This is a genomic window from Kitasatospora sp. MY 5-36 (assembly GCF_001182915.1).
Classification (GTDB): Bacteria; Actinomycetota; Actinomycetes; order Streptomycetales; family Streptomycetaceae; genus Kitasatospora.
This window is the reverse complement of the sequence record NZ_LFVW01000265.1, coordinates 1-12296: the sequence shown is the minus strand read 5'-3', so window position 1 is coordinate 12296 and position 12296 is coordinate 1. Positions and strand designations below refer to the sequence as shown.

Genomic DNA, 12296 nt, shown 5'->3' with positions numbered 1-12296 from the left:
TCCTCACCCCCGGACTCCAGGAGACCCTGGACGAGGCGACCGCCCCCACCGTCGCCTGCGGCACGCTCCGCCGCGACCAGGGCGGCCTCGCCCGCTTCCTGGCCTCCGCCGCCGAACTCTGGGTGCGCGGCGTGGCGGTGGACCTCTCCGGCCGCTCGGCCTGCGCCCGCCCGGTCGACCTGCCCACCTACCCCTTCCAGCACGAGCGCTACTGGCTGGAGCCCTCCTCCGGCACCGGGGACGTCACTGCCGCCGGTCTCGGCGCCACCGACCACCCGCTGCTCGGCGCGGCCCTGCCGCTGGCCGAGGGCGACGGGGTGGTGCTCACCGGCCTGCTGTCGCTGCGCAGTCACCCGTGGCTGGCCGACCACGCCGTCTCCGGCACCGTCCTGCTGCCCGGTACGGCCTTCGTGGAGCTGGCCGTCCGCGCCGGTGACGAGGTCGGCTGTGGCCTGGTCGAGGACCTGGCCATCGAGGTCCCGCTGATCCTCCCCGAGCGCGGCGCCGTCGTCCTGCAGGCCGTGGTCGGCGCGGCCGACGAGTCCGGCCTGCGGCCGGTGGCCGTCTACGGCCGCCCCCAGGACGCCCCGCACGGCGAGCCGTGGACCCGGCACGCCGGCGGTCTGCTCGCCGCCGACGACGCCCAGCCTCCCGCCGAGAGCGGGCCCTGGCCGCCGGCCGGTGCTGCCCCCGTCGACCTGGACGGCTTCTACGACCGCCTGGAACAGGCCGGTTACGGCTACGGCCCGGTGTTCCGGGGCCTGACCCGGGCCTGGCGGCTCGGCGAGCAGGTGCACACCGAGGTCCGGCTGCCGCAGCAGGCGCACGCCGACGCGGACCGCTTCGGCCTGCACCCCGCGCTGATGGACGCCGCCCTGCACGGCATGGGGCTGGCCCGCCGGGAGGGCGCGGCCGAGGGCAACGGCCTGCCGTTCGCCTGGAGCGGCGTCCGCCTGCACGGCACCGGCGCCACGGCGCTGCGGGTGACGGTCTCCCCCACCGGGCCGGACTCGGTGTCGCTGGCCCTGTTCGACGAGACCGGCGCCCCCGTCGCCTCGGTGGCCTCGCTGGCCGTCCGGACGATCTCCGCCGGTCAGCTGCGGGCCGCCCGGCGCGGGCAGCGGGACGCGCTCTTCCGGGTCGAGTGGGCCCGGGTCGCGCCGGGCGACGGCGGGCGGGCCGAGCGCTGGGCGGTGCTCGGCGACGACCGGGCCGTCCCCGGGCTCCGGCTGGACGGCCTGGCCGGACTCGACCGCCTGGACTCCCTGGCCGGGGCCGCCTGCGGGCCGGAGGTCCTGCTCCTGCCCGCGCCGCCGGCCGACGGCGGGTCCCCGGCGGACGCCCACCGGGTGACCGGTGAAGTCCTCGGCCTGCTCCAGGAGTTCCTCGCCGACGAGCGGTTTGCCGGGACGCGGCTGGCCGTGCTGACCGGGGGCGCGGTCGCCGCCGCCCCCGGCGACCCGGTGCCCGGCCTGGTCCACGCCCCGCTCTGGGGCCTGCTCCGCTCCGCGCAGGCGGAGCACCCCGACCGGTTCGTCCTGGTCGACCTCGACGGCACCGCCGACGCGGCCGCCGCCCTGCCCGCCGCGCTGGCCTGTGGCGAGCCGCAACTGGCCGTCCGTGGCGGCGAGTTGTTCGCCCCCCGGCTGGTCCGGGCCACCCCGACCGCCGACGTCCGTCCGCTCGACCCGGCCGGGACGGTCCTGATCACCGGCGGCACCGGCACCCTCGGCGCCCTGCTCGCCCGCCACCTCGTCACCGACCACGGCGCCCGCCACCTGCTGCTCACCAGCCGCAGCGGCCCCGACGCCCCCGGCGCCGCCGAGCTCACCACCGAACTCCGCGCCCTCGGCGCCACCGTCACCGTCACCGCCTGCGACACCGCCGACCGCGACCAACTCGCCGCCACACTCGCCGACATCCCCACCGACCACCCCCTCACCGCCGTCGTCCACACCGCCGGCGTCCTCGACGACGGCATCCTGGACTCGCTCACCCCCGAGCGGGTGGACACCGTGCTCCGCCCGAAGGTCGACGCCGCCGTCCACCTGCACGACCTGACGGCCGGCCACGACCTGGCCGCCTTCGTGCTGTTCTCCTCCGCCGCCGCCACCCTCGGCAGCGCGGGCCAGACCAGCTACGGCGCGGCCAACGCCTTCCTCGACGCGCTCGCCGAGCGCCGGTGCTCCCGGGGCCTGCCCGCGCAGTCGCTCGCCTGGGGCCTGTGGGCGCAGCCCAGCGGCATGACCGGCGGGCTGGACGAGGCCGAGCTGTCCCGAATGGTCCGCGGCGGGGTGGCCCCGCTCTCCTCCGCCGAGGGCCTGGCCCTGTTCGACGCCGCGCTGGCGGCCGGGGACGCCACCCTGGTGACCGCCCGCCTGGACCTGCCCGCCATCCGCCGCCGGGCCGCTCCCGGGCCGCTGCCCGCACTGCTGCGCGACCTCGCGGCCGGTGCGCCGTCCCGGCGCCAGGAGCCGGCCGGGGAGTTCCCCGAGGACACCGCGGGCCCGTCCGCCGCCGAGCGGCTGGCCGGGCGGCTGGCGGACGCCGGGGAGGTGGAGCGGGAGCGGATCCTGCTCGACCTGGTGCGCGGCGCGGTGGCCGGGGTGCTCGGCCACGCGGGGCCCGAACAGGTCGACCCGGGGCGGCGGTTCCTCGAACTCGGCTTCGACTCGCTGACGGCGCTGGCGCTGCGCAACCAGCTGGGCGCGGCCACCGGGCTCCGGCTGGCCACCAGCCTGATCTACGACCAGCCCTCCCCGGCCCTGCTCGCCGCCCACCTGCGCGAGCGCCTCGCCGAGCGGGCCGACGCCCGCTCCGACGGGCGGGCCGCTGAGGCGGACGGCCCGCTGGCGACGCTCTACTGGCAGGCCTGCGAGCAGGGTTCCTCGATGGCCGCGCTGGACCTGCTCAAGGCCGCCGCCGGCTGCCGGCCCGCGTTCCGGACCGCCGAGGAGGCCCCGGCCGCCGAACCGGTCCGGCTCGCGCAGAGCCCGGACGGCCCGGTGCTGGTCTGCCTGCCGTCCTTCGGTCCGGTCTCCGGCCCGCACGAGTACGCCCGGTTCGCCGCCGCCTGCCGCGGCCGCCGCGAGGTCCTGGTGCTGCCCCAGCCGGGCTTCCTGGCCGGTGAGCTGCCGCCCGCCGACCTGGACGCGCTGGCCGACCTGCACGCCGGGTCGGTGCTCCGGCACACCGGCGGCCGGCCGTTCGTCCTGGTCGGCCGCTCGGCCGGCGGCTGGATCGCGCACGCGGTCGCCGCCCGGCTGGAGCGGCTCGGGACGGGCCCGGCCGGGCTGGCCCTGGTCGACAGCTACGACCCGGACTACGACCAACTGCCGCTGCTGGAGCCGTCGATGTCCGCCGCGATGAAGGACCGCGAGTCGGCCTTCGCGCTCGCCGACGACACCCGGCTGGCCGCGATGGGCGCGTACCACCGGCTCTTCGCCGGCTGGCGCCCGGAGCGGATCGCCGTACCGACCCTGCTGGTGCGGGCGGCCGACCCGTGGACCGAGGAGATCCGGGAGTCGGCCGGCTGGCAGGCCGTCTGGTCGCTCCCGCACACCGCCCTGGACACCCCCGGCGACCACTTCTCGGTCCTGGAGGACCACTCCGACACCACCGCGCGCACCGTGCTGGCGTGGCTGGCCGACGCCGTCGAGCCCGCCCTCAGACCCCTCTGACGGCCGACCGCTGATCCACCGTTCGAACCTCCTCAGGAGACAGCTCATGAAGATCGTCATCATCGGTGCAGGGCTCGGCGGCGTCGCCTCCGCCCTGGCGCTCACCCGCTCCGGCCACCAGGTCGAGCTCTACGAGCAGGCGGACGAGCTCCGCAAGGGCGGCTACGGGGTGATCCTGTGGCCGAACGCCACGGGCATCCTGACCCAGCTGGGCATCGACCACACCGACCTCGGCCACCGCCTCGACCGGGTGGACATCACCTCGGAGACCGGCCAGCCGCTGGTCAAGGTCGACCTCGACCGGATCGCGCGCGACTTCGGCTCGCCGAACAAGGTGATCCGCCGCAGCGAGCTGGTCGAGGTGCTGGCCGCCGCGCTGCCGCCGGGCGTGCTGCGGTTCGGCGCCCGCGCCACCGTCATCGACGAGCCCGCGCCGGGGACGGACGGGCCGGTCGCGATCACCTTCGAGGACGGCCGGCGGATCGAGGCCGACGTGCTGATCGGCGCGGACGGCCACCGCTCCTTCGTCCGCAAGCACCTCTTCGGCTTCTCGCCGGCCGAGCACACCGGCTGGGCGACCTGGCACGGCACCACCCCGCTGCCGGTGGAGCTGACCAACAGCAACCGGGTGCAGACCATGGCCGGCGAGCACGGCCTGTGCGTGATGCACCCGCTCGGCGAGTCCATGCTCTACTGGGCCTTCGAGACGCCGTGGGCGGACGGCGACGCGGTCCCGCCCGGCGCGCCCGGCTCCCCCGACGGCACCGGCCCGATCGGCGCCGACGGCCGGCCGCAGTCCGCGGTGGCCAACCTGCGGGCCCGGTTCGCCGGTTTCTCCTCCCCGCTGCCCGAGCTGCTGGAGTCGATCAGCGACGAGGACGTCCAGGTCTTCCCGCACATCCTGCACCAGGTCCCCAAGGTGTGGGGGCGCGGCCCGGTGACGCTGCTCGGCGACTCGGTGCACGCCGTCCCGCCGCGCACCGGCATGGGCGCCAACCAGGCGCTGGAGGACGCCTGGGTGATCGGTCGGGCGCTGTCCGGCCAGGGCTCCCCCGCCGAACTGCTGCGCCGCTACGAGAAGATCCGCCGCCGCCGGGTCAAGATGCTCTACCACTACGCCGCGGCGACCGGGAAGCAGGGCCAGTCGGTGCCCGGCCTCTTCAAGCGCTCCAAGGACGGCATCTCCTTCACCGGGTTCCAGCGCTTCCAGATCAAGGCCTTCAGCAACTACCTCAACGCCAAGCCGCGCTGACGATCCGTCAGCTCACACGCCACCCGTTCCCAGAGAGAGTGACACCCGCCATGAAGATCATCCGTCAGCACGCCTACGGCGGCCCCGAGGTGCTGGAGCTGGAGGACCTCGAACTGCCCGAGCCCGGCCCGGGCCAGGTGCTGCTGCGCACCCACGCCGCGGCCGTCACCTTCTTCGACATCCTCAACCGGCGCGGCGACCTCGCCAAGCGCGACTACTACCGGGCCGACGCCGCGCTCCCGCTGGAGCCCGGCTACCAGGGCTCCGGCTACGTCGAGGCGCTCGGCCCGGACGTGACCGGCGTGCGGGTCGGCGACCGGGTCGCCTGGGCCCTGGCGGCCGGCTCGTACGCGAGCCATGTCATCGCCCCCGCCGCGCAGTTGATCCCGGTGCCGGAGGACATCGACCTCGGCGAGGCGGCCGGCCTGCCGGTGCAGGGCCTGCTCGCGTACAAGCTGACCCACGAGGCGTACCCGCTGGCCGAGGGCGACTGGGCCCTGGTGCAGTCGGCGGCCGGCGGCGTGGGCACGCTGATCACCCAGTTCGCCCGGATGCGCGGCGCGCGGGTCATCGGCGTGGTCTCCGCCGAGGAGAAGGCCGTCGTCGCCAAGGAGGCCGGCGCCGAGGCGGTGATCGTCTCCGGCGGCACCGAGGACGTGGCCGCCGAGGTCAAGCGGATCACCGGCGGCGAGGGCGTCCGGGTGGTCTACGACGCGGTCGGCAAGGACACCTTCGAGGCGAACCTCGACAGCCTGGCCCCGCGCGGCTACCTGATCAACTTCGGCCAGGCGAGCGGCTTCGTCCCGCCGCTGGACCTGATGACGCTGAACGACAAGGGCTCGCTGTTCGTCACCCGCTTCTGCCTGCCGCACTTCTTCGACGAGTCGTGGCCGCCGCTGAACTTCCTGGAGCGCTGCTTCCAGTGGATGCGCGAGGGGAAGCTGACCGTCCGGATCGACTCCCGCTTCCCGCTCGGCCAGGCCGCCGAGGCGCACGCCGCCGTCGAGGAGCGCCGCACCAGCGGCCGCGTCCTGCTCATCCCCTAACACCCCCCTACACCCCCTGAATTCCCCTCAGAACACGCTTCTCGCACCATATTCGGATCTGCCTCGCAGACCGGGACGGGTAGGCTCCGCACCATGAGTGACACGAGCGCGATTTCGGTCGCGCGCGCCACGATCGACGAATTCACCGGCTCGACCCCCGCCGAACTCGACGGCGCATTCCGCCGGCTCGCCGCGGAATTCCAGGCGGACGGTTCCCTCCGCCCGGACGCGCTCGCCGGAATTCCGGCCCTGCTGGACGCGCTGGACACCGTCCCGCCCGCGCACCAGGCCAGGCTCGCCCTGCTGCTCGGGCTGCTGGCCGAGGCCGCCGGCCCGGACGGCGGCTTCCCCGCCCACGAAGCCGTCCGGGCCGGCCTGGACCGCTACCTCCGGCTGCTGTCGGACGGCGGGACGGACGCCGGCCGCGGCGCCGCCCTGTTCTTCCTGCTGGGCCACTTCCCCGAGGACGGCGCGCGGATCCTCGCCGCCCTCCCCGGCACCGGGGTGGACCAGGACGACCTGTCCCGGCTGGCCCGCTGCCTCCAGCCGTGGGAGACCGCGGACGCCGCGACCCGGTGGAACCTCGGCCGGGTCTTCCCCTCCCCCGCCGTCTGGGGCCTGACCGAGCAGGAGCGGGCCACCGCCCCCGCGCTCGACCAGTGGCTCGGCCTGCCCGCCGAGCGCACCGCCGAGCTGTGGGCGACCGAGACCCGGGCGCTGCTGGCCTACTCCGGCGCCAAGGCGGTCTGGGCCTGCGAGCACGGCGCCACGGTGTCCCCGTTCGTGGTGCCCGCCCCCGAGGAGGAGCGGACCGCCGAGCCGTCCCCGGCCGCGGACGTCCTGCGGGGCCACGCCCGGGCCGTCCGCTGCCCGCGCTGCCGGCAGCCGCTGGCCGGCGGCACCGAGGCCGCCGTCTGCACCGGCTGCGAGGCCGTATTCCCGTCGGTGGACGGGCTGTTGGACTTCCACGACCAGCCGTCCGGCCCGAGCGACCCGCTGCTGGCCGGCCGGTACGAGCGCGGCCTGCGGGCCGGGTTCGTCCGGATCATGGGCGCCAACTGGGGCGGCTGGGTGTCGCTCGACGACGAGGACGCCTACCTCAGCGAGCACGTCCGGCCGGTCGACGGCCCGGTGCTCGACCTGGCGGCCGGCGCCGGCCGCTGGACCAGGGTGCTGGCCCGTTCGCTCGGCGAGGAGCGGGTGATCGCGCTCGACCTCTCCGCCGAGATGCTGGCCCAGCTGCGGGCCAAGCTGGACCGGGTCCTCACCGTCCGCGGCAGCGCCCTGGAGCTGCCGTTCGAGGACGCCTCGCTGGGCGGGGTGAACTGCTGGAACGCGCTGCAGGCCATCCCCGACCCGGAGCGGGCGATCCGCGAGGTCGGCCGCTGCCTGCGCCCGGGCGGCACCTTCACGGTGATGACCTTCCGTCAGGCCGCCGACCCGCTCTACCGACAGTTCCAGAGCCGGCTGGAGCGCCAGGCGCACCGCGGCTCCTTCGACCCGGAGCAGCTCACCGGCTGGCTGGCCGACGCCGGGATGACCGTGCGCGACCTGTCCGGCCCCGGAAACTTCCTGTTCGTCACCGCCGCCAAGGCATAGTCCCGCACGAGGAGAGGCCATGCCCGTCAGCCCCGACCCTTCCCAGACGTACCTTCCGGGAATGGACAACAAGGTGGTGTTCCTGAAGAACCTGATCAGCTCGCCGCTGATCGAGGTGGGGGAATTCACCTACTACGCCGACATCGACGACCCGGCGGCGTTCGAGACCCGGAACGTGCTCTACAACTTCGGGCCCGAGAAGCTGGTGATCGGCAAGTACTGCGCCATCGGCACCGGCACCCAGTTCATCATGCCGGCCGCCAACCACCCGATGATCGGCTCCACCACCTACCCGTTCTTCATGTTCGGCGGGGACTGGACCGCGCGGACGGTGGACGCGCTGGCCACCGTCGCCAGCCGCGGCGACACCGTCATCGGCAACGACGTGTGGATCGGCCGGGAGGCCGTGATCATGCCGGGCGTGACGATCGGCGACGGCGCGATCATCGGCACCCGGGCCGTGGTCACCTCCGACGTGCCGGCCTACGGCGTGGTCGGCGGCAACCCCGGCAAGCTGATCAAGAAGCGCTTCGAGGACGCGGACATCGACCGGCTCGCCCGGATCGCCTGGTGGGACTGGCCGGTCGAGGCCGTCACCGAGCACGTCCGCACCATCTTCACCGGCACCCCCGCCGAGCTCGAACTGGCGGCCGAGGAAGCCGGTCTGATCAACTGATGTTTTCCCCGGTCCCCGGCCGCCCTCGGCCGGGGACCGGCGTACGTTCGGCCCGATCACCTGTGAATGGAGTAGCACCATGGACGCCGCAGTCCTCCACACGCTCGGCAAGCCGCCCCGCTTCGAGCGGTTCCCCGAGCCGACCGCGGGCGAGGGCGAGGTGCTCGTCCAGGTCCTGGCGGCCGCGCTCAACCCCTCCACCAAGGCGGTGGCCGGCGGCGGCCACTTCGCCAGCTCCGACAACCTGCCCGCGGTGGTCGGCCTGGACGGCGTCGGCCGACTGGAGGACGGCAGCCGGGTGTTCTTCGGCGGGGCCCGCAAGCCGTACGGCTCGATGGCGCAACTGACCGTCGCCCGCGCCCCGTTCACCTGGCCGGTGCCGGACGGCGTGGACGACCTCACCGCCGCCGCGCTGCCCAACCCGGCGCTCTCCTCGTGGATACCACTGGAGCACGCCGCCAAGCTGCAGCCCGGCGAGACCGTCCTGGTGCTGGGCGCCACCGGCGCCGCCGGCAAGCTCGCCATCCAGATCGCCAAGCACCTGGGCGCCGGACGGGTCGTCGCCGCCGGCCGCAACCAGGAGGTCCTGGACACCCTGGGCGAGTACGGCGCGGACGCCACCGTCCCGCTGAACGGCACCCAGGAGGAGATGGCCGAGGCCTTCGCCGCCGCGGCCGGCGACACCGGGTACGACGTGATCCTGGACTACCTGTGGGGCAAGCCGACCGAGGCGCTGCTGACCGCGATGACCCGCAAGGACTTCCACCTGAAGAGCTCCGGCCCCCGGCTGGTGCAGATCGGCGAGTCGGCGGGCGCCACCATCGAGCTGTCGGCCGGCACGATCCGCAGCGCGGGCCTGACCATCGTGGGCGGCGGCTTCCCGCCGCCGCAGGCGTTCCTGGACATGTTCAACCGCCTGATGGCGGGCGCCGCCGCCGGTGAGATCCGGATCGACACCCGGGCGGTGCCGCTGGCGGAGATCGAGCAGGCCTGGCAGGCCGAGGACACCGGGCACAAGCGCCTGGTCGTCGTCCCGTAGTCGACGCGGTCACCGCACGACGACCGAGGCCGCCGCCGGATTCCCGGCGGCGGCCTCGTCGTTGCCGTCACTGTCGCGTCAGGTGCCGGTCCACTCCGGTTCGCGCTTCTCCAGGAAGGCCAGCGGGCCCTCCTCGGCGTCCCGGCTGTGCATCCGGCGCTCCTCCCAGACGTAGCGGGTGGCGAAGGACTGCTCCAGCGGCGTGGTGAGGGCCTTGGCCGCCGCCTCCTTGACCGCGCGGACGGACAGCGGGGCGCAGCGCAGGATGTCGCGCACCCAGCCGTCCACGCAGTCGTCCAGCTCCCCGGCCGGCACCACGTCGTTGACCAGCCCGTACTCCAGCGCGCGCCGGGCGCTCAGCCGGCGGCCCGTCATCAGGTGGCCCAGCGCGGCCCGGTAGGGCAGCTGCTGGGCCAGCCGGAACACCCCGCCGGCGCCGGCGATCAGGCCGAGCTTCGCCTCGGGCAGCGCGAAGACGGCGTCCTCGGCGGCGACGATGATGTCGCAGGCCAGCGCCAGCTCGAAGCCGCCGCCCATGGCGAAGCCCTGGACCCGGGCGACGACCGGCTTGGAGAGCGCGAACCGCTCGGTGAGCCGGGGGTAGCCCGGCTTGCCCCGGCTGCCGAAGGTGGAGGTGGCGGTGCCGGCCCTGACCCGTTCGGCCAGCTCCTTGAGGTCCTGGCCGACCGAGAAGGCCCGGTCCCCGGCGCCGGCCAGCACCACCACCCAGACCTCGGGATCGGCCTCGACCTCGTCCCAGATCCCGCACAGCTCCTCGTGCATGCGCAGGTCCATCGCGTTCAGCACCTCGGGCCGGTCGAGGGTGACGTACCCGACCCGGCCCTTCCTCTCGTACCGCACCCGTGTCGGCTCGGCCATCAGAACGGGTACCTCGCCGGGGTCTCGCGGACGGTCAGCCACTGCCACTGGGTGTACTCGTCCCAGCTGTGCTCGGAGCCGTGCCGGGTGCCGTTGCCGGAGGCGCCGCGGCCGCCGTGCGGCACGTGGGCCTCGTCGTTGATGGTCTGGTCGTTGACGTGGACCATGCCGGTGCGCAGCCGGTCGGCGATCGCCCGGCCGCGCCGCACCGAGCCGGTCTGGACGGCGGCGGTGAGCCCGTACGCGGTCCGGTTGGCCAGTTCGACGGCCTCGTCGTCGTCGGCGACCACGGTGACCGGGGCGACCGGCCCGAACACCTCCTCGGTGAAGGCGGGCATGTCGGGGGTGACGCCGGCCAGCACGGTCGGCTCGAAGAACGGGCCGCGCCGGGCGCCGCCGGCCAGCACCACGGCGCCGGCCGCCACCGACTCGCGGACGATCCGCTCGACCCGGTCGAGCTGCCGCTCGCCGATGACCGGGCCCAGGTCGACCTCCTCGCGGAAGGGGTCGCCGAGACGCAGCTTGCGGGCGCGGTCGGCGAGCAGCTCCAGGTACCGGTCGGCGACGGCGCGGTGCACCAGGTGGCGCCCGGCGGCCATGCAGATCTGGCCCTGGTGGAAGAAGGAGCCCCAGGCCCCGGACGAGGCCGCGGCGTCGAGGTCGGCGTCGTCGAGGACGATCAGGGCGTTGTTGCCGCCGAGTTCGAGCGAGACACGCTTGAGCATGCCGCCGGCGACCGCGCCGATCCTGGCCCCGACCTCGCTGGAGCCGGTGAAGGCGATCATCGGCACGTCGGGGTGGCGGACCAGGGCCTCGCCGACCTCGGCGTCGCCGGGCAGCACCTGGAGCAGCCCGGCGGGCAGGCCCGCCTCCTCGAAGAGCCGGGTGATCACCCGGCCGCCGGAGACCGGGGTGTGCACGTCGGGCTTGACCACCACGGCGTTGCCGAGGGCCAGCGCGGGGGCGACCGCGCGCATCGCCAGCACCAGCGGCACGTTCCAGGGGCTGATCACGCCGACCACCCCGAGCGGCACCCGGCGGGCGAAGCTCTCCCGGCCCGGCTCGGAGGCCAGCAGGTGGCCGTTGGGGCGGGTGGGCAGCGCGGCGGCGGACCACAGCTCGTCCAGGACGGCGCCGACCTCGAAGTCGGCCTTGCCGCGCACCGATCCGCCCTCGCGGACCAGCAGGTCGACGATCTCCTGGCGGTGGCGCTCCAGCACGGCGGCGGCGCGGCGCATGACGGCGGCGCGCCCGGTCGGCGGGGTCGCCGCCCAGCCGGGCTGGGCCTGCGCGGCGGCGGCCACGGCGGGGTCCACGTCCGCGGCCGCGGCCAGCGAGACCACGGCGATCGGGCGCCCGGTGGCGGGCTCCCGTACCTGGAGCTCGCCACCGGAGAGTGCCGGGTCGAGCCCGGCGTCCAGCTGAATGAGACCGCTCATCGCGGCCACCTCCCTTGTCAGTGGTTCGGCCCCGACGAACGGCGTACCGGGGCGTGTCCGTCGGGCACGCCCCCGGTTCAACGAGGCGGGGTGTGCCCGGTGATGGGCACGTCGACCAGGAGCGGCGCGGTCGCGGACGCCGACTTGGCGACGATCTCGGTGAGTTCGGCGGGGTGGGAGACCCGGACGGCCTCGATGCCGAAGAACTCGGCGGCGGCCCGGAAGTCCAGCCGGTGGCGCCCGCTGTCCGGGCCGAAGGCCAGGTCCAGGCCGAGGTAGCGCCCGCCCCGGGTGGAGCGGCTGTCCCAGGTGTCCAGGGTCTCCTTGAGGGTGCGGTACTCGCCGTTGTTCATCACCACGAAGGTCACCGGGACGCGGTAGTGGCCGGCCGCCCACAGGCCCTGGAGGCCGAACATCGCGCAGCCGTCGCCGAGCACGGCGACCACCGGGCGGCTGTCGTCGCCCATCCGGCGGCCGACGGCGGCGCCGATGCCGTGGCCGAGGCCGCCGCCGACGGTGTGCAGGTACGAGCCCGGGCGGTCCTGGCGGAGCACCTGGCGCAGCCGCAGGCCGGTGGTGATGGCCTCCTCGACCACGACGGCGTCCTCGGGCAGTCCGGCGGCCACCGCGTGGGCGGCGGCCAGCGGGTCGAGCGGGCCCGGTCCGTACGCGGCGAGCGCGGCGCG

The 12296-nt window shown here is 75.1% G+C and carries 9 protein-coding genes; 6 read left to right on the top strand and 3 right to left on the bottom strand.

Translation table 11 applies throughout. The annotated features are described in order from the left end of the window. The 6 genes from AE652_RS18835 to AE652_RS18810 all read left to right on the top strand — a co-directional run. On the top strand, nucleotides 1–3680 hold a 3680-nt coding region (locus AE652_RS18835), incomplete at its 5' end, for a type I polyketide synthase (protein WP_049652991.1). Nucleotides 3681–3726: 46 nt separating this feature from the next. Further along, nucleotides 3727–4932 (top strand): NAD(P)/FAD-dependent oxidoreductase, encoded by a 1206-nt coding sequence (locus AE652_RS18830; protein ID WP_049652989.1) that lies wholly within the window; start codon nucleotides 3727–3729, stop codon nucleotides 4930–4932. 50 nt (nucleotides 4933–4982) lie between these two features. Next, entirely contained in the window at nucleotides 4983–5978 is a 996-nt protein-coding gene (locus tag AE652_RS18825; protein WP_049652986.1) for a quinone oxidoreductase, read from the top strand. A 93-nt stretch (nucleotides 5979–6071) separates the two neighbouring features. Further along, nucleotides 6072–7577, top strand: coding sequence for a class I SAM-dependent methyltransferase (locus AE652_RS18820; RefSeq protein WP_049652983.1), 1506 nt, complete (start codon nucleotides 6072–6074; stop codon nucleotides 7575–7577). 19 nt (nucleotides 7578–7596) lie between these two features. Next, the gene (locus AE652_RS18815; RefSeq protein WP_049652981.1) at nucleotides 7597–8253 is read left to right on the top strand and encodes a CatB-related O-acetyltransferase; all 657 of its coding nucleotides are present in this window, start codon (nucleotides 7597–7599) and stop codon (nucleotides 8251–8253) included. A 79-nt stretch (nucleotides 8254–8332) separates the two neighbouring features. Then, nucleotides 8333–9292: a zinc-binding alcohol dehydrogenase family protein gene (locus tag AE652_RS18810; RefSeq protein ID WP_049652980.1), complete on the top strand. Its 960-nt coding sequence runs from the start codon at nucleotides 8333–8335 to the stop codon at nucleotides 9290–9292. 78 nt (nucleotides 9293–9370) lie between these two features. Here AE652_RS18810 and dpgD read toward each other — a convergent pair whose 3' ends face one another. The 3 genes from dpgD to AE652_RS18795 all read right to left on the bottom strand — a co-directional run. Next, a complete protein-coding gene (dpgD, locus tag AE652_RS18805) occupies nucleotides 9371–10171 on the bottom strand; it encodes an enoyl-CoA-hydratase DpgD (RefSeq protein WP_049652977.1) in 801 nt (266 codons plus the stop codon). After that, nucleotides 10171–11610: a benzaldehyde dehydrogenase gene (locus AE652_RS18800; RefSeq protein WP_049652975.1), complete on the bottom strand. Its 1440-nt coding sequence runs from the start codon at nucleotides 11608–11610 to the stop codon at nucleotides 10171–10173. The genes dpgD and AE652_RS18800 overlap by 1 nt, the downstream gene beginning before the upstream one ends. A 77-nt stretch (nucleotides 11611–11687) precedes the next feature. Beyond that, the coding region (locus AE652_RS18795; protein WP_049652974.1) for a thiamine pyrophosphate-dependent enzyme at nucleotides 11688–12296 on the bottom strand (609 nt) is incomplete at its 5' end.

Bases quoted from the DNA above. Each gene is read 5' to 3' on its own strand.
- AE652_RS18825 (WP_049652986.1), top strand. From the start codon at position 4,983: ATGAAGATCATCCGTCAGCACGCCTACGGCGGCCCCGAGGTGCTGGAG.
- AE652_RS18830 (WP_049652989.1), top strand. From the start codon at position 3,727: ATGAAGATCGTCATCATCGGTGCAGGGCTCGGCGGCGTCGCCTCCGCC.
- AE652_RS18815 (WP_049652981.1), top strand. From the start codon at position 7,597: ATGCCCGTCAGCCCCGACCCTTCCCAGACGTACCTTCCGGGAATGGAC.
- AE652_RS18820 (WP_049652983.1), top strand. From the start codon at position 6,072: ATGAGTGACACGAGCGCGATTTCGGTCGCGCGCGCCACGATCGACGAA.
- AE652_RS18800 (WP_049652975.1), bottom strand. From the start codon at position 11,610: ATGAGCGGTCTCATTCAGCTGGACGCCGGGCTCGACCCGGCACTCTCC.
- AE652_RS18810 (WP_049652980.1), top strand. From the start codon at position 8,333: ATGGACGCCGCAGTCCTCCACACGCTCGGCAAGCCGCCCCGCTTCGAG.
- dpgD (WP_049652977.1), bottom strand. From the start codon at position 10,171: ATGGCCGAGCCGACACGGGTGCGGTACGAGAGGAAGGGCCGGGTCGGG.